The organism is Mariniflexile sp. HMF6888 (assembly GCF_044335535.1).
Lineage (GTDB): Bacteria > Bacteroidota > Bacteroidia > Flavobacteriales > Flavobacteriaceae > Mariniflexile.
Map to the genome: position 1 here is coordinate 252,731 of NZ_JBIQVZ010000002.1, position 23,638 is coordinate 276,368.

General features: G+C 32.6%; 16 protein-coding genes. 11 read left to right on the top strand and 5 right to left on the bottom strand.

Annotated features, from left to right (window positions below; translation table 11 throughout):
• Nucleotides 1-112 precede the first annotated feature (112 nt).
• The 11 genes from ACGLWY_RS06405 (at nucleotide 113) to ACGLWY_RS06455 (ending at nucleotide 15,873) form a co-directional block, all read left to right on the top strand.
• Nucleotides 113-1,327: a proline dehydrogenase family protein gene (locus ACGLWY_RS06405; protein ID WP_396618848.1), complete on the top strand. Its 1,215-nt coding sequence runs from the start codon at nucleotides 113-115 to the stop codon at nucleotides 1,325-1,327.
• 35 nt (nucleotides 1,328-1,362) lie between these two features.
• Nucleotides 1,363-2,997, top strand: a complete 1,635-nt coding sequence (gene pruA / locus ACGLWY_RS06410; RefSeq protein ID WP_396618849.1) for an L-glutamate gamma-semialdehyde dehydrogenase — start codon at nucleotides 1,363-1,365, stop codon at nucleotides 2,995-2,997.
• Between the two features lie 826 nt (nucleotides 2,998-3,823).
• Complete coding sequence (locus tag ACGLWY_RS06415; RefSeq protein WP_396618850.1) at nucleotides 3,824-4,480, top strand: hypothetical protein; 657 nt, start codon at nucleotides 3,824-3,826, stop codon at nucleotides 4,478-4,480.
• A 288-nt stretch (nucleotides 4,481-4,768) separates the two neighbouring features.
• Nucleotides 4,769-5,521, top strand: a complete 753-nt coding sequence (locus tag ACGLWY_RS06420) for a hypothetical protein (protein WP_396618851.1) — start codon at nucleotides 4,769-4,771, stop codon at nucleotides 5,519-5,521.
• Nucleotides 5,522-6,481 carry a hypothetical protein gene (locus tag ACGLWY_RS06425; RefSeq protein ID WP_396618852.1) on the top strand — a complete coding sequence of 320 codons (960 nt, stop codon included), beginning with the start codon at nucleotides 5,522-5,524 and terminating at the stop codon, nucleotides 6,479-6,481. It begins immediately after the preceding gene.
• Nucleotides 6,482-6,531: 50 nt separating this feature from the next.
• Complete coding sequence (locus tag ACGLWY_RS06430; RefSeq protein WP_396618853.1) at nucleotides 6,532-7,524, top strand: Abi family protein; 993 nt, start codon at nucleotides 6,532-6,534, stop codon at nucleotides 7,522-7,524.
• 1,253 nt (nucleotides 7,525-8,777) lie between these two features.
• The gene (locus tag ACGLWY_RS06435) at nucleotides 8,778-9,611 is read left to right on the top strand and encodes a flagellar motor protein MotB (protein ID WP_396618854.1); all 834 of its coding nucleotides are present in this window, start codon (nucleotides 8,778-8,780) and stop codon (nucleotides 9,609-9,611) included.
• A 332-nt stretch (nucleotides 9,612-9,943) separates the two neighbouring features.
• Nucleotides 9,944-10,561, top strand: coding sequence for a YqaA family protein (locus ACGLWY_RS06440; protein ID WP_396619265.1), 618 nt, complete (start codon nucleotides 9,944-9,946; stop codon nucleotides 10,559-10,561).
• Nucleotides 10,562-10,627: 66 nt separating this feature from the next.
• On the top strand, nucleotides 10,628-10,924 hold the full coding sequence (locus ACGLWY_RS06445) for a DUF3817 domain-containing protein (protein ID WP_396618855.1): 297 nt from the start codon (nucleotides 10,628-10,630) through the stop codon (nucleotides 10,922-10,924).
• Nucleotides 10,917-12,164, top strand: a complete 1,248-nt coding sequence (locus tag ACGLWY_RS06450; RefSeq protein ID WP_396618856.1) for a mechanosensitive ion channel family protein — start codon at nucleotides 10,917-10,919, stop codon at nucleotides 12,162-12,164. Before ACGLWY_RS06445 ends, ACGLWY_RS06450 begins: the two co-directional genes overlap by 8 nt.
• A 412-nt stretch (nucleotides 12,165-12,576) precedes the next feature.
• The gene (locus ACGLWY_RS06455; protein ID WP_396618857.1) at nucleotides 12,577-15,873 is read left to right on the top strand and encodes a tetratricopeptide repeat protein; all 3,297 of its coding nucleotides are present in this window, start codon (nucleotides 12,577-12,579) and stop codon (nucleotides 15,871-15,873) included.
• 34 nt (nucleotides 15,874-15,907) lie between these two features.
• On the opposite strand, the gene ACGLWY_RS06460 is transcribed toward ACGLWY_RS06455, so the two are convergent.
• From ACGLWY_RS06460 to ACGLWY_RS06480, 5 genes are all read right to left on the bottom strand, one after another.
• A complete protein-coding gene (locus ACGLWY_RS06460) occupies nucleotides 15,908-19,336 on the bottom strand; it encodes a 2-oxoacid:acceptor oxidoreductase family protein (RefSeq protein WP_396618858.1) in 3,429 nt (1,142 codons plus the stop codon).
• A gap of 89 nt (nucleotides 19,337-19,425) precedes the next feature.
• On the bottom strand, nucleotides 19,426-19,980 hold the full coding sequence (locus ACGLWY_RS06465) for an OsmC family protein (RefSeq protein ID WP_396618859.1): 555 nt from the start codon (nucleotides 19,978-19,980) through the stop codon (nucleotides 19,426-19,428).
• Nucleotides 19,981-20,179: 199 nt separating this feature from the next.
• Complete coding sequence (locus ACGLWY_RS06470; RefSeq protein ID WP_396618860.1) at nucleotides 20,180-20,725, bottom strand: hypothetical protein; 546 nt, start codon at nucleotides 20,723-20,725, stop codon at nucleotides 20,180-20,182.
• 125 nt (nucleotides 20,726-20,850) lie between these two features.
• Complete coding sequence (locus tag ACGLWY_RS06475; RefSeq protein WP_396618861.1) at nucleotides 20,851-21,720, bottom strand: helix-turn-helix domain-containing protein; 870 nt, start codon at nucleotides 21,718-21,720, stop codon at nucleotides 20,851-20,853.
• Between the two features lie 10 nt (nucleotides 21,721-21,730).
• A complete protein-coding gene (locus ACGLWY_RS06480) occupies nucleotides 21,731-23,581 on the bottom strand; it encodes a sigma 54-interacting transcriptional regulator (RefSeq protein ID WP_396618862.1) in 1,851 nt (616 codons plus the stop codon).
• Between the last annotated feature and the right edge of the window lie 57 nt (nucleotides 23,582-23,638).

A 23,638-nucleotide genomic window follows, 5' to 3' on the forward strand; every position in this document is an offset into this window, starting at 1 on the left:
GTTTAAGTAGCCGAAACTCTATGTCAGAAACATATTCTAGCCATGGATGGTTTCGTTATTCTGGCTCACATAAAACAGAGATGAATAATCAAATTTTAAATTTATATCGGGCATGAGGCACAAACTAAACTTTGAGGATACAAAAATTGCATTTTCCTTAAAATCAAACAAAGAGGTGAAATGGGCTAATGTATTATTTACTATAATAGGCAATAGACAGTTAACGGCTGTAGCAAGGCCCATTACAATGTTTTTATTGTTTATAAGGTTCCCAATAATTCCAATTCTTAAAAGAACCGTATTTAAGCAATTCTGTGGAGGCGAATCCATATTGGAATGCAAGCCAGTGATAACAAATATGTTCAATAAAAAAAAGGTGTGTTCAATTCTTGACTATTCAATAGAAGGTAAGGAAAGTGAAGAACAGTTTAATTTCACTTTGAATATAATCCTAAAGACGTTTGATTTTGCGAAAAGTCTTGAAGCAACTCCCTTTTTGGTATTTAAAGGCACTGGCTTGGGACGGTTTGGAATTTTTGAAAAAGTTTCCAAAAAAGAAGCGCTAAATGCAAGGGAAAGAGAAGAATGGGAAAACATTGAGGCCCGTTTTGACAAGATCTGCAAACAATGCTCACAGACCCCTAATATTAAGGTAATGATAGATGCAGAGGAATCATGGATACAGCCTGCCATAGATGGGCTTGCTGAGAAAATGATGTCCAAATACAACAAAAATAGGGTTGTGGTTTTCAATACGGTACAATTATATAGATGGGATAGATTGGAGTATTTGAAAATGCTTAACCAAAAGGCAAATAAGGAAAACCATCTTGTTGGTATAAAATTAGTTCGTGGTGCTTATATGGAAAAGGAAAGAGAGCGAGCGGCAAAAAAACATTACCAAAGTCCTATTTGCAATAACAAGCAGGCAACAGATGAAAATTTTAATAAAGGCGTGTATTATTGCTTGCAAAATCTAAACGTGTTCGAACTGTTTTTAGGAACTCATAATGAATTGAGTTCTCAACTATTAGTAGATTTGATGAACAAAGCAGAGATACGCCATAATGATAATAGAATTTGGTTTGGCCAACTTTACGGTATGGGCGACCACTTAAGTTTTAATTTGGCAGATATGGGTTATAATACAGCTAAGTACCTTCCCTTTGGTCCAGTTAAAGAAGTTATTCCTTACTTGCTTAGAAGAGCAGAAGAAAACACTTCGGTAGGCGCTCAAACCTCAAGAGAACTTTATTTGATAAAAAAGGAAATAGCAAGAAGAAATAAATCAACAAATAATTATATGGCCGATAGAATCCTAAGTTAAACCTTGGATATGCCAATTACAAAAAAATAAGAATAATGGGAAACGGATTTTTTAAAGTTCCAAAAGCACATAATGAACCTGTTAAAGCATACAAAACAGGGTCTATAGAAAGAGAACTGGTTCTAAAACAGTATAAGGATTATAATACCTCCTATGTAGATATACCAATGTACATAGGAGGTAAAGAAATAAGAACAGGAAACACAGTGGATATTTCTCCACCACATGACCACCAACATATAATTGGGAAGTACCATATTTCTGAAAAAGAACATGTTGCTAAAGCCATTGAAAGTGCACTGGAAGCCAGAAAGGAATGGGCAAATTTAGAGTGGGAACAACGGGCAGCAATCTTTCTAAAAGCAGCAGATTTGATTGCTGGTCCATATAGATATAAAATTAATGCGGCCACAATGCTTGCGCAATCTAAGAATATACACCAAGCAGAAATAGATGCCGCTTGCGAACTTATAGATTTTCTTCGGTTTAATGTTGCTTTTATGGCTCAGATATATAAGGACCAACCTAAATCCACAGAGGGCGTTTGGAATCGTGTAGAGTACCGTCCATTGGAAGGGTTCATTTATGCCATAACACCTTTCAATTTTACCGCTATTGCAGGAAACTTACCGGCAAGTGCTGCTATGATGGGCAATGTTGTGGTTTGGAAACCTAGTGATAGTCAAGTATTCTCAGCTAAAGTCATTGTAGATATATTTAAGGAAGCAGGGTTGCCCGACGGTGTAATAAATGTAGTGTATGGCGATCCGGTAATGATTTCAAATACAGTACTAAGTAGTCCTGATTTTTCAGGGATTCATTTTACAGGATCAACACGTGTTTTTAAAGCATTATGGAAACAAATAGGGAATAACATCAATATATACAAAACGTATCCAAAAATTGTTGGAGAAACGGGTGGTAAAGACTTTATTTTGGCGCATGCTTCGGCAGAACCGAAACAAGTGGCGACAGCTATTGTTAGAGGAGCGTTTGAATTTCAAGGGCAGAAATGCAGTGCCGCATCCAGGGTTTATTTGCCTAAATCTAAATCGGGCCAAATATTGGAATATGTCAAATCCGATCTGGTCACCTTTAAAAAACCAGGATCTCCGTATGATATGGATAATTTTATCACGGCGGTGATTCATGAAGGATCTTTCGATAAGCTGGTTACCTATATTGAACAAGCCAAGAAAGACGAAAAGGCTGAAATTATTGCAGGAGGAGGTTATGACAAATCCACGGGATATTTTATTGAGCCCACCGTAATCCTAACTACAGACCCAAAATATACAACTATGGAAACTGAATTGTTCGGTCCTATAGTAACAATTTATGTTTATGAAGACAAAGATTGGAAAGAAACCTTAAAATTAATTGACACAACTTCAGAATATGCATTAACGGGAGCCGTGCTTTCAACGGACAGATATGCCATTAATGAGGCAACAAGAGCCTTACAAAACTGTGCAGGAAACTTTTATATTAATGATAAACCTACGGGTGCAGTAGTTGGTCAGCAGCCTTTTGGAGGCGCAAGAGCGTCTGGTACCAATGATAAGGCTGGATCTGCTCAAAATTTATTAAGATGGGTTTCTCCAAGGTTAATAAAAGAGACATTTGTGACGCCAGAAGATTATCGATATCCTTTTTTGGCAAGTGATTGAAGTAAGGCTTGTAGGTAATCTGCTAAATAACCCGCTACCATAAGTTTGCGGGTTTGTTGGTTAATCTTAACACCAAATAGTCTAAAATTTAGCGGAACGAACCGCAATTGTTTCCAAAAGTTTATATAGATTATGAAGCTTCTTGAGAAATGCTTTTTTGCATTCATGAGCTCATCTAAAAAAATATAAACCTTGCGAATACTCGCGTATTTAAAAATTGATGAAGGATTGTACAGAATATTAAAATTATACGATAAGCAAAACGATAAAGTGTAATGACCCAAGTACTAAAGTTTATTTAGTGTACAGAGCTTACTGGGATATTTTACATAGTATAGAATTATAGCTTACGAATGTTTAACAAACTGCTAGCTGTTACATAATTATTCATGCATGTTATTTTGATAAATTTGAATTCATGAATCTTATAAATTCGATTTGTCTATCAATATAAGTCTAAAGACGTTATATCTGCAATTATGTCAAATATCGCCCAAAAGCGCTATTTCGCTAATTGTTATTAAATGTACTATAATGTTCTGCGTTATGTAACTTGAGCTTTGGTTAAAAGCGAAAGTTGTTACTACAGTTTCTTGAAAAAATTTATTCCCAAAAGTTTCTTTACGATGTTAATGGAACACTTTTTATGCGACGACGTAGGAGGGAAGCATAATGTGTGTGAAATGGATAAGAAATTGATATTTTAATGACATAGCGACACCTTTTTCTTGTATTATTTGAATTTCTGTCAGTGATTTTATTAAAATTTTAAAAAATCATCAGTTGGTCTAACTTTTGACCCCAAAGAAATCAAATAAATAGATTTATGTGTACTGTGATTGTTGTTGGAACTGCTCATTACGTAGATGGAGCATGTACATCTGAAAAATTACATGAAATTATCATGGAAATCAATCCTGAGGTAGTTTTTTGTGAGGCTTCACCTGAAAAATTACCTAAATATTTAAAGAGGACTGATGTTAACACACCAGAAATGAACGTCATTAATAGATTAACCCAAGAAAAAAAATCTATTGAAATAGTTCCAGTTGATGTTAATGAAGACCCTTTCGACCAACGTCTTGAGGAAATGTTTGAATTAATTAAACGAGAAATGGAAGAATATTTAGGTGCAACTCGAATGCTTCACAATGAGACATATTTAAAAGGGTTCCCATTTTTAAACAGTATGGACTGCGACAAAATATGTAAAGACAAAAATTCGATGGAGAAGTATTTCATAAATATAAATAAGATGAAATATAAAGGGTTGTCAAATTTTTACTCACAGTGGTTAAAATGGAATGACCTACGCGAGAACCAATGGATTAATGTTATATATAACTACTTTAAAATAAATAAACCTAAAAAGGCAGTGTTTCTTGTAGGCGCAGGTCACAGATATCGATTAATAGATAAGATTAAGAATACTCATAACAATAACGAGGATAGTTTGGATTGGGATTTTTATCATTTCAAGTGAAACTAACGTCATGTAGGAGGGAAGTGTAATTTGTATGAAATAGAAATAAACCCTCATTTTTTTTTCCTTAAAAAATGTTATTTCCATAAAATTAAAACAATATAAATATCAAAAAATTATATTAAAAGAAATAAATAATATCTTTAATCAATTGTTAATCAATATTTTTTTTTAAAAATACTTTTATTTTAAAGTTAATAAGTATTAAAAAATAGTTAATAACTTTTAAAAGTGTTAAATTAAAACCTTATTACTTTTTTATTATTTTTGCTATATAAAATATTTATTATGCCAAAAATAATTGAATACCCAAAAGGAAATTTTAAGAACTCATTAGATTTAGCGGAAGCTGTATCTTCACTAGGAGGTAGTTGTGATAGGGAATCATGTGCACATAAAATGGGATTGAAAATGTCAGGTGCATTTGGAACTAAAATTGGAACAACTGCAAAGTACGAACTAATTACAACGGAAAAGGGAAAGCTTCAAATAACAGAACTTTATAAACTCATTAAGAATGCGTATAATGATGTTGAGCGTAAGAAATTTGAAACTGAAGCTTTCTTAAAACCAGAAGTCTTTAATAAATTATATGATAGATTTAAGGGCTCTGAACTACCTGTTGGAATGCTTTCAAAATTACTAATTAGGGAGTATGACGTAGAAGAAAAACAGGCTGTACCTGTATCTAAATATTTTATAGATGGTTTACAATATTTAAATTTATTAGATGGTAATAATAATTTATTAGATTATAACAAAAGCCTAGAGGTAGAAGATGATTACGCTGAAATAGAAGATGAAAACGATTTACCAATTAAATCAAATTATTCAAGTCCTTATTTACCTGAAAAACCAACTGCTCAGATATTGCATATTGAAAATAAAAATAATACAACAAATAGGGTTGAAGCAGAAACTACGGACTTTATAGTTCATATTATGGGTCCAGGAATTGATTCCCAAATAGTTATTAAAGAAGAAGAAGATTTATTAATAGTAGATGCTATGCTAAAAAAGGTAAAAAAGAAATTACAGTAAATGCAACTAGTATCGCCATCATTCAAAGTTTGTGAAGAGATTTTAGATTATCTCAATTTATTTGCAAAAACAAATGATATAACAGAGAATAAGATTATTGACGCAATAGATAAAACGCCTTTCTATGTGAAGAAAGCATTGTATTTTCTAATTTATGTCGAAGTAATTGAAGTTAATGGTAAATATTTAAGTTTAAGAAATATTTACAAAGACCATTTAATTAAAGGAGGAATGATTGAGGGGGTAATAAAAATTTCCATAACTAATAATACAGTTTTTAGAGACTACAATAGAATTTTAAATAATGGTAAAAATCAAAAGCAAAGTGCAACATATGTTATAAGTACTTTGAAGTTAGATATTGATACTTCTAAATTTATTTCTGTTATGAACTCTTGGACTAAATATTTAGAAAAAGAGGAAAGAGGCTCGACTAAAATAAAAACTGAATCAGAGAAAACGAGTTTTATGTGGGTTGATGATAAAGGAAATTTGATGTACGATGAAAAGAAACACACGGATTTTATCATAGACCAAGTAAAAAAAGATAACAAAAGTTTAGGAGAAGGCCTTGTTTTTGTTGACCCAGAAAGGATTGAACAACTTCAGAAGATTGGAAAAGAAAAGTTTGATTTATCAAAGTTAATCCGAAAATGTGAGGAATTAAATATATCATATTCTACAAAATCTTATTTTTCTGTTGGAATGCTCACAAGAGCTATTACTGACCATATTCCGCCTATATTTAATAAAAATTCTTTTTCTGAAGTAGCTGGTGGATATGGAACAAAGAGTTTTAAAGATTCTATGATTCATTTAGATAAATCTTCAAGAAAAATTGCTGATTCTTTTTTGCATACGCATATTAGACGTAAGGAAACTTTACCAACAAAAACACAAGTTAACTTTAGTAGTGATTTAGATGTTTTGTTAGGAGAAATAATTAGGATATTGAATTAGAGAAATAATATTGGCTTTGTTAGCCTTTTAAAACTTTAAAATATTAATAAATGGCTAAACAAGAAGTCTTTAGTAAACCTGCTAGAAATGCAGATTATTTGTTAAACCAATTAAAAGAAAGAGGTTTAGTTGTAAATGAAGAAGATGAATTAATATCAAAACAATTAATAAGGTCTATTGGTTATTATAGGCTATCAGGATATTTTGGTCCATTGCAAAATGAGAAAGATGTGTTTAAAGAAGGGACTACCTTTAACGATATTTTACGATTGTATAAATTCGACACAAAACTGAAAGCAATCATATTTCAATTATTGGAAAAATTTGAAATTGAATTAAGAACATCGATTACCGATACATTATCTTTATCATTAAATTCAGACTGGTATGTAAATCCTGTTTTATTTAAAGATGACACCATTGAAATTGAAGTTTTGGATTGCATAATTGATGAGCAAAATACAGCTCAAAAATCTTATTTAAGGGTAGATAAAAAATTATACGATATTTTATTAAATGAGATAAATAATTCTGTTGTTAAGCAAAAAGATTCTGCATTTATCAAAGCCTTTTATGAAAAACATCATGAAAGTTGTCCGGTTCCATCTTGGATGATGATGGAAAGTATTTCTTTCGGAAAACTTTCTAGATTATTTTGGTTATTAAATCATTCTGATGAAAAAAGAGCCATTGCAAAAAGGTTAGGAGCACTAACTCCAGACCATTTAAGCTCATGGCTACATAGCTTTGTTATTTTACGAAATGCTTGTGCACATCATGGTCGTGTCTGGAATAGGAAGGTTAAGGATGTTAAGATACCTACTAGACCCTCAAAAAAATTTATTACTAATACAGATATTGCTAATTTAAGAATGCTATATGGAGTATTGAGTTGTTTGATGCAAATATTTGAAAAAACTGATAAAGAAGAACAAATTCGATTTAAAACTATTTTATTTAAGCTGGTAGAAGAACATGATATAGATTTTGGAGCTATGGGATTCCCTGAAGGTTGGGAGAACGATAATATATGGAAAATATAAAGTCTATAAAACAAGAAGTCCACCAGATGCGCGATTTCGATTAAGAAAAATAAGCGTGGTGGACATTGTTACTGCAAATATACAAATATTGTTCTAAATAATAAAATATTTTTTGACAAAGCTTAGTTGTCATGAAAATATTATGTAAAATAGAATCTCGATGTTTAACTCGGCCTCATAAAATTTTGGTCAAAACAATAGGAGAAATAAGCGTCCATATTTTAGGGGTTTAGTAATACAGTTTCTTAAGAGTTTCAAATATAAATGGGATTTCAAAGCAATGTAAACCAGTTTCAATGTTTCCTAAAATATAGTGAATGAGCCGTTAATTGTTTCCAAAATTATATGCAGCCTTGAATTTTTGTTTCTTTTGTTTCAAGACAAAAGAAAATGAAAGAAGAAAAAAAAAGATTAATAGAGGTTCAAAATATAACAAGTGTATAGAAATTTATTTTTACTCACATATTTAATTATTTGCTAAAACTTCAAATGTGTTCGTGAATCTCGTAAAAACTCGATTTCTTAAATTTTATACTCTTGTGGCAAGCTTACGAGAATCGTCTAAAATTTTTTATTGCGTACATTTTATCGAATACGCGATTTTTAATAAGTGTAAAAAGGTTAGCTTTTATTTTGGCGTTGGCAAGCGTTGGAAGTTATTCGCGCATTTTATTGGAAGTTATTCGCGCATTTTAATTGTTTTAATAAGGAGCTCATGAATACTACGCATTACGCATTTGTGTGTAAATATAAATTATGAAGCTCCTTGAGAAATGCTTTTTTGCATTCATGAGCTCATCTAAAAAAATATTAACCTTGCGAATACTCGCGTATTTAAAAAATTATTGATGATTGTACAGAATATTAAAATTATACGAAAAGCAAAACGATAAAGTGTAATGACCCAAGTATTGAAGCTTTCTTTTAAAACTAAAAACTTTCTGGGATATTTTATATAATAGAGAATTTATAACTACACAATAAAAAAAACAACTACGAAGCCACAATTAGCTTGACATAACTACTATCGATATAAGTCTAAAGACGTTATATCTGTAATTATGTCAAATATCGCCCAAAAGCGCTATTTCGCTAATTGTTATAATGTGTACTATAATTGATATTATGTAAAATAGAATATTTTAGAAACCACTCTATTTCAGTTAATTAAAAAACAATTTTGTTTTTTTTGCTATCAAATAATCTATATCCTCTTTTTGTTCGTAACTATAACTAAACAATAAAATTATATTATGAGAAAAATTTCGTTTGTATTGCTAGCAGTTATTTTAATGACTGCCTGTGTGTCTAAAAAAAAGTATGTGGCTTTAGAGCACGAAAATGGTCAAATTAAAAGTGAACTAACCAAAACACAGTTTGAAAAAGAAGAATTAGAAACAAAGTTCGCTAAAATTGAAGAACGTGTTGAGGCATATAATGCCAAAATAAACACCCTAACAGAAGAAAACGACGTAAAAATGGAAGCTGTTGGTGATGTTGCCGTTATATCGAACGATACCAAAAAGCAAATGCGTAACACCTTAAAAAATGTGGATCAAAATAAATTAAGACAAGCCACTACCCTTAAAGATTCTATGAATTTGGCTGTGTCGTATAACCTGCAAAAATCATTGGATAACAGTACGTTAAACGAAGACGAGGATATCGCTATTGATATTGACGAAACCGTGGTTATGATTTCTATTTCAGATAAAATGTTATTTGATACTGCAAGCTACCGCATAAGCAGCAAAGCGAACAACATTTTACAGAAATTAGCAAACGTTATTAACTCAGAACCTAGTATTGAAGTAATGGTTGAAGGTCATACGGACGCCAGATCAATTCACACGCCAAAAATTGCAGATAACTGGGATCTAAGCGTACTACGTGCTACATCGGTAGTTAGAGCACTTCAAAACAAATACAATGTGGCTCCAGAGAAACTAATAGCTTCTGGTAGAAGTAGCTACTTACCTGTTGCTGGTAACGATACCAAAGAAGACAGATCAAAAAATAGAAGAACACGAATTGTTATTTTACCAAACATCAATAAATTCTTTGCCCTTATGGCATCTAATGAATAATAAATCCCTCTCAATTAATTAATATTAATCCATTGAAAAGGCTGCTTATAATTTATAAGCGGTCTTTTTTTATTGCCTATTGCTTAATGCCTAATGGCTAGTGACTACATTGTTTAAAAGCCTATAGAGAACCTTTGTGTCAAGCTGAGCTTGTCGAAGCTATTTTCAAACAGTCTATTTTCTTTACTCTGTATTCTGTTTTCTATTAACGAAGCAGTCTTGAATCTAGAATCGCACACTAATGTTATAAAAATATTAAAATTGGGTAATTAACAGACAAAACATATTATTTGAAGTATATTTGTACTCCTAAAAAAGGAAGCTTATTACTTATGAAACCCAAGTCTAAATCCAAAACAGAAAAAACGCGTTGGCAGCTATTACATCAGTATTATAGCTACACGGGGTTTTATGATTTTGTTTGGCAAGCTGTAAAAAAGTCATTACCGTTTATTTTACTTATTGTTGCTGCCATATATGTAGTGAACCATTATTATGATATCAATGCCGCCTTGGTACATCTTACCGAAACACTACCGGCTTATGGTGTGATGGCGTTCTTTTTTATATCGGAAACCTTATTGGGTTTGGTGCCCCCGGAAATATTCATTGCTTGGGCCGGCAAAATGGATGCGCCATGGCTATACCTAACTGGTTTGGCGTTTCTATCATATTTTGGAGGGTTGCTATCCTATTACATCGGGCACATCATTACCAGAATACCTAGTGTGCATACCTATTTGGAGGTTAAAATGGCAAAGCAGTTAAAGAATTCCAGAAAATGGGGTGGTTTTTTAATTATTGTAGGTGCCCTATTGCCTCTACCCTTTTCTATTTCCTGTATGGCAGCAGGTATCATCGAGTTTCCGTTCAAAAATGTGGTGGCTTACGGATCGTTGCGTTTACTCCGCTTTTTAATTTATGGACTTGTTATTTTTAGTGCCTTTTAAAAAAGTCTTAAAGACACATACTTTTTAAGTATTGTACCGTATTTTTGCATACAAATTAAGTTTCCTATGTTTTCATTCTTAAATATTTTCAGAATTACCGCACTATTAGAAGGTATTTCCTATATTTTATTATTGTTTATAGCAACGCCTATAAAATACATTTTGGAAGATCCTCAATATGTAAAACTGTTGGGCATGCCACATGGTCTCTTATTTATTGGATACGTTATTATGGCTTTTATGCTTAAAAAAGAGCTTAACTGGGACCGTAAACCGTTTGGTGAAATATTATTGGCGGCAATCATTCCCTTTGGTACTTTTTATATCGATAAAAAGTATTTAAAGCCTCTAAAGGATGGATAAAATAAAACATTTTATATACGATTATCTGCTAAGCATTGGCTCCACGGAGGCTGCAGCAAAATACCTAAACATGCTTGGGTTGGCCTTGGCATTGTTAATCATTATCTTCATTATTGATTTTATTATTAGAAAGCTTATAATTGGTGTTTTTTCTCAATTTGCCTCAAAATCCAAAACAAACTTTGACGATTTATTGGTGAAAAACAAAGTGCCGAGAAACATTGCCCACATTATACCGTTATTGGTTGCTTTGGAGTTTATTTCAGATGTATTTTATGATTTTGCTGATTTTGAAATAGTTGTTGAACGGGGTTTAAAAGTATTTGCCATTGTTTTGTCTTTATGGATTGTACGCAGCATACTAAATACGTTTAAGGACTTTTTTAAAACCTTACCAAATTTAAAAGACAAACCCATAGATAGTTACATACAGGTATTCATGATTTTTGCCTGGATTATTGGTATCTGTTCAGCGATTGCCATTTTAACCCGTACGCCTTTTATAAACTTTATAACAGGATTGGGCGCTGCATCGGCAATTATCATCTTAATTTTTAAAGATACTATCTTAGGCTTTGTAGCCAGCATCCAAGTGTCTATAAACGATATGGTGCGTATTGGTGATTGGATTACCTTTGAAAAATATGGTGCCGATGGTGATGTGATTGAAATAAATTTAGCGACCGTAAAGGTTCAGAATTTCGATAAAACCATTACCACCATTCCAACCTACGCCCTAATCTCCGATTCATTTAAGAATTGGCGTGGTATGACCAATTCTGAAGGCAGGCGTATTAAACGTGCTATATTCATTAAACAAAGTGGCGTCAAGTATTTAACGGATGAAGACGTACAGGGTCTTATGAGCATCCAACTTATCAGCACCTATTTAGAAACTAGACAGTCTGATATTAAATCGTACAATGTGTCCAACCAAATAAATAAAGACCTTTTAGTAAACGGTAGAAACCTGACTAATTTGGGGGTCTTTAGAAAATATGTCGATTCATATTTAAAGCACCATTCGGCCATTAATAAAGACATGATGATTATGGCACGCCAGTTAGCCCCTACTTCACAAGGTATTCCTTTAGAGGTTTATGCCTTTAGTAGTGATAAACGTTGGGAAAACTACGAGTATATCATGTCCGATATTTTTGATCACCTGATCGCTGCACTTCCCTATTTTGATTTAGAAGTCTTTGAATTGCCTAGTAGTGGTGGTTTTGGATCTGTTTAAAAACGATACAGGTATTCCTTGGTCTTTAGCTTGCTCTTAAGGAAAGCTACCCTGGCAATAACCAGCTCCGAACAAGCGGCCTTCTGTCTGGTTAAAGCCTATCTCATCAAATATGCTTCCCAACAAAAGGTCATGCCCCACTCTCTTTAGTTATAACCCAACATCAAATAGTGAGTAATCAATGGATTGAACTTGAAATCTTGTGTTTTTACCATACCGATATTGAGTATTATGTCAGATTTTGTTATTCTTTTTTATATAGCAATTATTAATTCTCATTTTCTCAAATTTAAGTTTTAAATTTATGGTATCGAAACCAAACCAAAGAAAAATGAGATACAGGTTATGTATATTGTTTTTAATAAATTTCTATTCTATTTTTTTATTTAGTCAATCCTCTAGACTAGATAGTTTGTCGCATACATTTTTAAATACTAAGGCTCCTGATTCCATTCGTTTTGAATCTGGTCTGGATGCCTTTATGGTTCTATTTAGGCAAAATTTAGATTCTGCTAGGATTTTTGGAAATCAGGTGCTTAAGTTTTCGCAAGAAAGAAAAAATAAGAGCTGGGAAGCAACAGTACTTCGGTTTATTGGAAATTCCCATGCAGCTCAAGGCAACTTTCAAGAAGCGTTAAAATTATTTTATAAAAGCCATGATATTTTAAAGGAGTTATCCAATAAAAAAGAAATGGCCATAACTTATAATAATATAGGAACGACGTATAATGAATTGGGTGATTTTATTAAAGCCTTAGACAACCTATTAAAAGGCCTAAAACTATCTGAAGAATTAAATGACACTGTAAACTTAGCAAGGGTTACAAATAATTTAGGAAACGTTTTCACTCGCCAAAAAAACCATGATAAAGCTTTAGAATATTACACATATAGTTTGGAGTTAAAAAAGAAAATTGGAGATAAACGCGCTTTGGCAAATGCATATAACAATGTTGGGTTGGCCTATAGCAGTATGGGAAAGTATGATGCTGCTGTTGAAAATTATTCTAAAAGTGAAAATATTGGTTTGGAGTTAAATGACATGCGGTTGGTTACCAGGGTATATACGAATATGGGGGAACTTTATTCTAAACAAGCCAATTACCAAGAAGCTCTTAATTATTTAAATAAAAGCATAAAAATAAAAAATGATATTGGGGATAGAGAAGGCTTATTAACGGCTTATTTACAAAGAGGTACTGGGGTATATTTAAATACAAATAACTGTTTTTTGGCTAAAAATGATTGTGAGAAAACATTAAATCTCGCTAGGGAAATGAATGTTTTGATAGCTGAAAAAGAATCATGTGAATGTCTAAGTATCGTTTGGGAAAAACTAGGTGATTATAATAAATCATTAAGTTATTTTAAACAATCCATTATAGCAAAAGATTCTTTATTTAATAATGAAAAAACAAAAGAGATTACGCGCCAGGAAATGGAATACCAATTTGAACGGCAACAATTAGCAGATAGTATCGCGTTTAACAATGAAAAGACCGAACAAGAATTACAATATGCAGAAAATTTGAGTAAGCAGCGAAATAAAGTCAATCTTGTTATTTTTAGCACAATTGGTTTGTTGATTATTGGAACTGTTTATTGGCGCTCAAGGCAAAAGAGCATTAAGTTGAAACAAGAACGCGAGATCATAAATAAACTGAAACAGGTTGATCAACTTAAAGATCAATTTCTAGCCAATACATCACATGAATTGCGTACACCTCTTAATGGTATTATTGGTTTGTCTGAATCCCTCAAAGATGGTGTGGTTGGAAAATTACCACCAAAAGCTATTGATAATTTGGACATGATAGTAAATAGTGGCAAGCGTTTATATAATTTGATTAACGACATTCTTGATTTTTCGAAATTAAAAAATAAAGATTTAGTATTGTCTTTTCAACCCGTTGATATTTATTCTGTTACAAATTTGGTTCTAAGAATTTCAGAATCATTGTCTAAAGGAAAACCACTTAAATTAATCAATGCTATTCCTAAAGATATACCCTTAGTTCATGCAGACGAAAACAGACTTCAACAAATACTTTATAATCTTATTGGTAATGCCATTAAGTTTACCGAGCAAGGCGAAGTGGTAGTTAATGCAGAAGCGTTAAACAATATGCTCTCAATTTCGGTGTCAGATACAGGCATAGGGATTCCTAAAGAAAAATTCGCTGATATATTTAAATCTTTTGAACAAGTGGATGGCACTACAGAAAGAGTATATGGAGGGACTGGATTAGGCCTTTCTGTGACTAAGCAATTGGTTGAACTTCATGGAGGAACCATTCACGTAGATTCTGAAGTGGGTAAAGGTTCGGTATTCACATTTATGTTGCCTATAAGCGATATAAAACGAAAGGATATGTCTAATTTGAGTGATGCTAATTCAGAAGAATTTATTCAAAATATTAAAACCGAAGTTAATGATAATGAAGCTACTATCCCTCAATCCCAGAATTCAAATATAACAGTTTTGGTAGTAGATGATGAACCTATTAATAGGCGTGTGCTTGAAAATCATTTAAAAGTAGCTGGTTATAAAGTAGTTGAAGCAAATAATGGAAACGAGGCACTTAAACTTGTTAAACAAAGAGCGTTTGATTTAATACTACTAGATATTATGATGCCCAACATGTCTGGTTATGAAGTATGTGAAGTTATTAGAAAGACATACTCCCCTAGCGAGCTTCCTATTGTATTATTAACAGCAAAAAATAGGGTTAGCGATTTGGTTGCTGGTTTTAATGTAGGTGCCAATGACTATTTAACCAAGCCTTTCTCTAAAAATGAATTGTTAAGTAGAATTAAAACCCATCTTAACCTTAAAGGCATACATAAAGCAACAAGCCGATTTGTGCCTTCAGAATTTTTAAAATCAGTTGGAAGGGAGACCATCACCGATGTTGTTTTAGGTGATTATATCGAAAAAGAAGTAACCGTTTTGTTTTCTGATGTTAGGGATTATACAAACTTATCTGAATCAATGACGCCCGAGCAGAATTTTAAATTTGTAAATGCCTATGTAGGTAGAATGGGGCCAATAATACAAAAAAACAAAGGCTTTGTTAATCAATATTTGGGAGATGGTATTATGGCACTATTCCCTGTAAACGCGAGTTTTGCGCTTCAAGCCTGTATTGACATGCAAAAAGAAATTATGGCTTACAATTCAAGACGGATTTTAGAAGGTCACATTCCCATATCGGTTGGTATGGGATTGCATACGGGTGGATTGGTTATGGGAATTATTGGAGACGTGCATAGAAACGATACGGCTATAATTGCTGATACAGTAAATACAGCATCCCGTATGGAAGGGGTTACAAAATATTATGGTGCAAAAATTATTATAAGTGAAGATAGTTTAAACAATATAAAAAATAAGGAAAACTTTAATTTTAGATATTTAGGAAAAGTTAAAGTGAAGGGTAAAAACAATGTCATCGGTATTTACGAATGCTTTGATGGCGATGAAGAAGAAATCATTGTATTGAAGCAGAAAACAATGAAAAAATTTGACAAAGGACTAAAACTTTTTTCTAATAAAGAATTTCCAAAGGCATTGGCCGCTTTTGATAGTGTTTTATCTATAAATCCACAAGATAAAGTAGCCGGTTTTTTTCTTACCAAATCGGCTGAATATACTATTTCTGGAGCGCCTTATGATTGGGATATGGTAAACATTATGGAAGAAAAATAGTGTTTATTTGAATCCATAAAGTGTTGTTTTATTATTAATAATCGATATTCAACAATGAATATTTTTTAAAGCGTCTATTAACTTGAGCTTGTAAATCACTAAAAAAGTCAATAGGCTCACTTTTATTACTATCAATAATTTTATTAAATCGATTTTGCATTTGCATATACGCTCTAATCTCAATACTTGGTGCTTTAGAGTCTAATTGAAATGTATTTTGTTTATTTTTTTCTTTTCTGGGGTCATTTCTATACAGTAACCATTGTCCAGAATTAACAGCTGCTTTATGGTATTGTTTTGGATTTTCCATATCAATGCCATGAGATTCACTATGGCAGTATGCTATAATTATGGATGGACCATCAAAACTTTCAGCTTCATTAAAGGCTTTTAAGGTTTGTGCTTGGTTAGCACCAATGGCAACTGAGGCAACATAAACATTGTCATAAGTCATTGCTAATAATCCTAAATCCTTTTTTTGTTTTTGTTTGCCAGTAAATTCAAATTTTGCTTGTGCTCCAAAAGGTGTTGCTTTAGAGGCTTGTGCACCGGTATTTTCATAAACCTCGTTGTCTAAAACCAGAATATTTACATTCTTTCCTGAGGCTAAAACATGGTCAATGCCACCGTAACCAATATCGTAAGCCCAACCATCACCACCAACGATCCATATACTTTTTTTAATCAACGCATCACAGACTGTCAATAGCTGATTTGCTTCAAAAGAATTGATTGTTTTTAATTCTTGTTTCAATGTTTCAATTCTAACTCGCTGTTGGTTAATTTCTTTTTCGGTTGATTGGTTTGCGTTAAGAATATCGTAAACCAAATCAAAATTCAATTTTGGCAATAGTTTTTGTAATAAATTTTTAGCTTGATTTTCTTGTTGCTCCAAAGATAATTTGAAGCCTAAACCAAATTCAGCATTGTCTTCAAATAAGGAATTAGACCATGCAGGACCTTGCCCATTTTTATTTTTGCCCCAAGGGGTTGTTGGTAAAGCGCCACCAATAATAGAACTGGTTCCAGTGGCATTTGCTATTAATAATCGATCCCCAAATAATTGTGACAATAGTTTCAAGTAAGGTGCTTCACCACAGCCTTTAACGCCCATAGGGTATTTGAATAAAGGCTCTTGTAGTTGTTGCTGACTGACTTTATCCACATCAATTTTGTTTCTATCAAATTCTGGAATGGTTTCGAAATACTTCCAGTTTATTTTTTGTTCATCCATGCCTACTTTTTTCTTAACCATTTTCAAAGCTTTAATAGAACAAGCATCAACACAGTTATTGCAACCATTGCATTGTTCTGGGTTTATTTGAATGGTGTAATTAAGCAAATCAACCTCCCAATCCTCCTCATTAGATTTTAATGATTTAAATTGTTTTGGAGCATCATTTAAATAATGATCATCATAAACTTTTATCCTTAAAGCTCCTTGTGGACAGGCCATACTACAGGCGCCACATTGTGAACAGATATTTGTATCCCAATCTGGTAAATAATCAGTTTGTTCAATGGTATTAAATAATGACGTATTTGTTGGGTATGTCCCATCGGCGGGTAACAAGCTTACAGGAATATGAGTGTCTTTATTATTTAATAGCCTACCCAAAAGTGTTTTTGAAAAATCGTCGTCCTCAGTAAATGGAGTTACACGATCCATGAGTATTGAAGTATCAACTTTATATATGTAATCTTTGATAGGTGCCGTAAAATCCAAATGAATGTCTTGATTTTGTATGGCTAAAAAGCATGCTTGTTGTATTGAAATATGATCATCCTGCAGTAATTTTAAAGTATCTATTTCACGGGAATTGATGATGAATAGGTCTATATTTTTTTCAATAATCTCATTTTGTTTTTTTTGGGATATTGATTCCCAGAATTTTTTAGTTGAATTAGCTGTATTCACTAAAATGGTACCTCCTTTTTTTATGGTATGCAATACATTGTCTTTTTCTAGAAAGTTTAGATTTTCACAAGCAATAAAATCAGCATTTTCAATAAGGTATGGTGCTTTAATTGGTTTTGAAGCTATGCGAATATGGGACACGCTTCTGGAATTTGATTTTTTATAATCACACTCCGTATAACCTTGGACGAGTATATTTTCTTGATTTCCAATTATTTGAAGAGTATTATTAAGATTCTGTGTAATGCTTTTATGCTTGTTTTCATAGAAAATTGCTTGCTGCATATCACAAATCGGAATTAATTTTTCTACCTCTAAACTTAAATTTGTAACATCGTCTTTTATACCAATAGTGAAATTATTTTTTGGGTATTCTTGTTTTAAATTTTCAAAAATGGCATGCACCATGTGGGGTGTAAATTCTTTGGATGATAAACCATAACGGCCACCGATTATTCTTGGAAGCGAATGAATGCCTCTGTTTTGAAAAGCTTCTGAAATTGATTTGACGACATCTAAATAGAGCGGTTCGCCTGTAGAGCCGGGTTCTTTTGTGCGATCTAAAACGGCAATGCTTTTACAAGCAGTGGGTATGGCTTTTAATAGGTGTTTGGAGCTGAAAGGTCTAAATAAGCGTACTTTGACAAGTCCGTATCTTTCGCCTTTTTTGTTTAAATAGGTTATCGTTTCTTCAATGGTTTCGGTTGAAGAAGCCATGGAAATAATAATATGTTCTGCGTCTTGATGTCCAAAATAATCAAACAAGTGATACGGCCTTCCGGTGAATGATGCAAACGTATTCATGGTTTGTTGAACAGAATCTGGACAATTATTATAATAAGGATTTATTTTTTCTCTACTCTGAAAAAATACATCAGGACCTTGAGAAGTTCCTCGTATAACAGGGTTGTTGGGGTTTAAAGCTCGTTCTTTATGTGTTTTTATGTCCGTCGTATTCATCATAAATTTGATAATATCATCTTCAATGGTTTCGATTTTTGAGATTTCATGTGAAGTTCTAAAACCATCAAAAAAATGAATAAAAGGCAGTTTGGATCGTAAGGAGGCTACTTGGGAAATTAGGGCAAAGTCTTGTGCCTCTTGTACAGATGCGCTTGCTAGCATAGCGTAACCAGATTGACGAACCGCCATAACATCACTATGGTCACCAAAAACAGATAGAGCATGTGTTGCAATGCTTCTAGTGGCGACATGAATCACATTCGGAGTGAGCTCTCCAGCGATTTTATACATATTTGGTAACATTAATAATAAACCTTGAGAAGCTGTAAATGTTGTTGCTAATGATCCCGTTTGTAATGCTCCATGCATGGCACCTGCTACACCTGCTTCACTTTGCATTTGAAAAACAGTTGGCACATTTCCAAAGCAATTTTCTTTCTTTTCAGCACGCCATTGTTCAACCAATTCACTCATTTCTGAAGCAGGCGTAATAGGATAAATAGGCATCACCTCATTGGTTTTATAAGCTATTTGAGCTACTGCTTGATTGGCATTAACAATTTTGAATTCTGAAGTTTTCATTTGTAGTAATATGGAATGAAAATTGGTTTAATAGGAAAAAATGGCTGCTTGAAAATTCTGAAAGCAGCCATTTTTCTGCACTTTTGATGTTATTGTTTGATAATCTCTAACTTAACAGGTGTTGGGTTGGTTATGATATCGAATACTGGAGAGAATTTTGCTAGGTTTGCTAATTGCTCTGCGGTAGCATCCGATTTAACTTTCAATTGAACAGTTATGCCATCAAAACCTGTTCTTACTTCTGGATCCAATCCTAAAAATCCGTGTAAATCTGCAGTCCCTTTAATAGTAGATTCAGCACCTTCAATATCAATACCGTTTGCTGCAGCATGATAAACCATGGCTCCTGTTAAACAAGAACTTAATGCGTGTAATACAACTTCTGGTGGTGTTGCAGCCTCATCTTGTCCAAGTAATACTTGTGGGTGGCTACATTCCATGGTGAAAGTTTTTTCACGTGTAGTGTCTTCTTGACCAGCTCCATAAAAGCTTTTTATGCTAGACACACAATGTCCACCATCAATCCAGTTGTTTTTTGCTCTGAATTCGAATTTTGCCAATTCAGGTTGTTGTTGAATGTGACCTATAGTTTCTACTAATTGGTCTACGTTTACTCCGTTTTTTACATTTCCTGTTGTAATCATTTTTTCTAATTTTTAAATTGTTAAACATTATTGTTCGGTTGGGTTAATGCCAATGGCGTGCCATAATTATTAATGAATTGAAAATCAGTTAATTAAATATATTTTAATCACAATAGATTGTCACGATAATTCATTTATTAACGAAATATCGTTATGTTATTAATGAGATTTCGTTAATTTTTGATCAGTGATTGAAGTTTTATATTGATTTAAAGTTTTTGTTAAACCTTAAAATCTTTTTTTCCTTTCCATTACTGATTTGTACTCTATAAAATTGATTGTCAATACCATTCTTATGGTTATAGCTTAGATGGTAAGTGGTTTTAGAAAATGACCAACCATAATAAGTTTTGGATATTTTCATTCTCAACTCAAAAGGGATTTTAATGTTTTTATAAGTTTCTTGAGTAGATAACAAGCTTCCATCACTTTCATAGTTAGCAGTAATGTTGACTTGTTTGTTTTTAAAAGTCACGGAATACGTCGCTTTTTCAGAATCGTCAAAAATTGAATTACTTTTCGGATTATAATTTGCTAATTGTTCTCTCCATTGCTTAACTATAGCGGAAGATTGATTGGATGGTAGTTCATTTAAATAAAATGAGTTGGATCTAACAGAAGTTGTGTTGCCTTTACTAGTGTCTTTAGCTTCTATTGTGCTACGCTCCAAAAGAGCAAGGTCATTTTGTTGGGCAGTTCCTATTAAAGAAAAAATGCCTACCATTGATAAAATTAAAATTCTCATAATTCTTGTGTTTTTAATTATTATGAGTCAAAAGTAGCTCACCATTAGAATTTCAAATTGTCTATAAAGTCCAATTTTGTTTCTAAAAAGTTCAAAAGGGAAAAAGAAATAAAAAGTTTAAACACTTATAGATTATAGTGCAGTTTTCTATATTGATTTGGCGGAAGCTTATACATGCTTTTAAACCTTTTATTAAAATGGGAAGCGTTTTTAAAACCGCTTTCAAAACAAATGTCGTTGATGTTTAATTCAGGGTTTTCTAGTAAGGTTTTTGCGTATTCCAACCTTTTATTGTTTAACCATTTTCTTGGAGTGTCTTTATAGAAGTTTTGAAAATCTCTTTTAAAGGAAGACAGACTCTTTCCATATAAACGTGCATATTCATCTAATTTTAAATCTGAATGGAAGTTTTTCATCATTATGTCATTAAGGGATGTTCCCTCGGTACTGAGTAATGAATTGAAAAACTGAACTAAGTCGTTATTGATAGGATTCAAAGTAATATTGAACAAAAGTTCGTTAAACTTCATTTCAACCAATTCTTTAGGAATGTTATTACCTTGATTCAGATAGTTAAATACAGATAAAAACAATGTATTTAAAGTATCACCAACATCTATCTTGAAAATTTGACTATTAGACATTCCAGAACCTTTAGAGCGTAAAAGATCTTTATGTTTTTTAACAAAACGCCTAATGAAATTGTCAGTGATAAAAAACAGCATAACACAATAATCTACCTCAAAGTATTGCTTGGTATTGTAAACACCTTTATTGATAAAAAGCGCTTCACCTTTTTTAATAGTGTAGGTTTTATCCAAAGAAGTCCAATCCTTTTGACCACTAATTACATAGGTAATAAATGGAGTTTCTGTCCATAGTTTAAATTTCTCAACTTCTATCGGGCATTTATATTCCACTAACAAATAATCATTGCCAACTAGTTTGTTATATCGAGGATGTTTTCTAAAATGTTTGTAAACGTCAATAGCCATTTTGATAATTTTATATAGGCCTTTCTATATCCAATGCTTTTATTCTTGAGGCCAGAGTTGTAGGAGGTAGTTGTAATAAATTGGCGGCTCCATTAGCACCAGAAATTTTCCACTTGGTTTGCTTTAAAGCTTTAAGAATATTTTCTTTTTCTAAATTTAATAATTCTTTTGAAGTAAGAATTTTTTCTGCTACGGTTTTTTCAGTAATGAATTCGGACAATGAATTGTTAGGTATGATGGCTTGCCAATTAATGTTTCCGTTTTTGGATACAATAACGGCGCGTTCTATTAAATTTTGAAGCTCACGAACGTTTCCAGGCCAACCATAAGAAGAAAGCAGTTTTTTATCATCATCTGATAAATCTACAACTGGCTTATTTAGTTTTTTTGAAAACCGTTTAAGCATGTCTTGAGCAATTATGCAAATGTCATTGCCTCTTTCCCTAAGTGCAGGAACTTCAATAGGAAATACGTTTAAGCGATAATATAAGTCTTCCCTAAATTTCCCTTCTTTTGAACATTCCAAGAGATTTCTATGGGTTGCAGCAATGATACGGACATCTACTTTAATGGTTTCCGAACTGCCCACTGGATCAAATTCGCCTTCTTGAATAACTCGTAATAGTTTCGGTTGAAGTTCTAAAGGCATTTCTCCAATTTCATCTAAAAAAATGGTGCCTTTATCAGCCAATAAAAATCGTCCTTTTCTACTGACGGTAGCACCCGTAAAAGCTCCTTTTTCATGACCAAATAATTCACTTTCAATTAAATTGGCAGGGATGGCACCACAATTTATACGGATTAGGGGTTTATCACTTCTTTTGCTTTCCTGGTGAATGGCCCTAGCTACCAATTCTTTTCCGGTTCCAGTTTCACCATGTATTAAAACAGTGGCATCTGTTTTCGCAACTTGCTGAATTAAATCTAAAGCTTTTTTCATGGTTTTATGTTCTGCAATAATGCCATAATTGCTTGTAAGTTCTTTAATTTCCTCTTCCAGATATTCAGTTTGTTTGGTCAATAAATTTATGGTGTCTTCAGCAATTAACCGGTCTTCAATATTTCTTAATATAAGGGTGTAAAATGTTTCTTCATGGCTACCATATTTATTTATGGTTCCTTCATTTAAGGTTTTGGCATCATTCGATCCAATGACTTTAACAATATTTGGTAAATATTGGTTGACCGATTTTTTGTCATCTCCCAATTCCGATTTCACTAATGACTCTATTAAATTACCACTATCTTCATCAAAAAAGAATAGTATATTACGCTGTAAAACGTCATCATTTTCAAATAATTTATTAGCAGAAGGATTTGTAAGAATGATTTTGAAATTACTATCGAACATGATAATGGCATCCATGGCACCATTAATAAGTCCGCTCATTTTACTATTTACTATTTCTATTTCCTTTTTGGAAGAAGCCAATGCCTCTTGAATCATATCTAACTCGCGGTGCCGCTTAATCATAACCGTAAGGATGCTATTAGCAAAACCTCTGTCATGAGTCATCAATTCTAAAAAATGTGTTCTATCCAATTTTAAAACGGTCGTTTTTTCTATAGCCGTTATGGAAGCAGAGCGTGTTTCATTGTCAATCAGGGCATATTCACCAAAACAGTCACCGGATTTTAATGTGTCATAGATATGATTGTTTTCATGGACTTTAACTGAACCATTGATTATGGCATACATGGAATCGCCCACATCACCTTTCTTAAATAGGGTTTCATTCTTAATAAAAGTTTCTTCTTCCGCGTTATCATACAACCGTTTAAGTGATTGTTGGGATAATTCTGAAAAAAACGGGATTTCAGATAAAAAATTAATTAGGTTTTCTGATACTGTTTTAGACATAGGATTACGTAATGCAATGCAAAAGCCTTGGTTTTATAAATTCATTAATTATTGGTC

Coding starts and splice junctions, on each gene's coding strand:
- ACGLWY_RS06405 (WP_396618848.1), top strand. CDS start 113: ATGAGGCACAAACTAAACTTTGAGGATACAAAAATTGCATTTTCCTTA.
- pruA (WP_396618849.1), top strand. CDS start 1,363: ATGGGAAACGGATTTTTTAAAGTTCCAAAAGCACATAATGAACCTGTT.
- ACGLWY_RS06415 (WP_396618850.1), top strand. CDS start 3,824: ATGTGTACTGTGATTGTTGTTGGAACTGCTCATTACGTAGATGGAGCA.
- ACGLWY_RS06420 (WP_396618851.1), top strand. CDS start 4,769: ATGCCAAAAATAATTGAATACCCAAAAGGAAATTTTAAGAACTCATTA.
- ACGLWY_RS06425 (WP_396618852.1), top strand. CDS start 5,522: ATGCAACTAGTATCGCCATCATTCAAAGTTTGTGAAGAGATTTTAGAT.
- ACGLWY_RS06430 (WP_396618853.1), top strand. CDS start 6,532: ATGGCTAAACAAGAAGTCTTTAGTAAACCTGCTAGAAATGCAGATTAT.
- ACGLWY_RS06435 (WP_396618854.1), top strand. CDS start 8,778: ATGAGAAAAATTTCGTTTGTATTGCTAGCAGTTATTTTAATGACTGCC.
- ACGLWY_RS06440 (WP_396619265.1), top strand. CDS start 9,944: ATGAAACCCAAGTCTAAATCCAAAACAGAAAAAACGCGTTGGCAGCTA.
- ACGLWY_RS06445 (WP_396618855.1), top strand. CDS start 10,628: ATGTTTTCATTCTTAAATATTTTCAGAATTACCGCACTATTAGAAGGT.
- ACGLWY_RS06450 (WP_396618856.1), top strand. CDS start 10,917: ATGGATAAAATAAAACATTTTATATACGATTATCTGCTAAGCATTGGC.
- ACGLWY_RS06460 (WP_396618858.1), bottom strand. CDS start 19,336: ATGAAAACTTCAGAATTCAAAATTGTTAATGCCAATCAAGCAGTAGCT.
- ACGLWY_RS06465 (WP_396618859.1), bottom strand. CDS start 19,980: ATGATTACAACAGGAAATGTAAAAAACGGAGTAAACGTAGACCAATTA.
- ACGLWY_RS06470 (WP_396618860.1), bottom strand. CDS start 20,725: ATGAGAATTTTAATTTTATCAATGGTAGGCATTTTTTCTTTAATAGGA.
- ACGLWY_RS06475 (WP_396618861.1), bottom strand. CDS start 21,720: ATGGCTATTGACGTTTACAAACATTTTAGAAAACATCCTCGATATAAC.
- ACGLWY_RS06480 (WP_396618862.1), bottom strand. CDS start 23,581: ATGTCTAAAACAGTATCAGAAAACCTAATTAATTTTTTATCTGAAATC.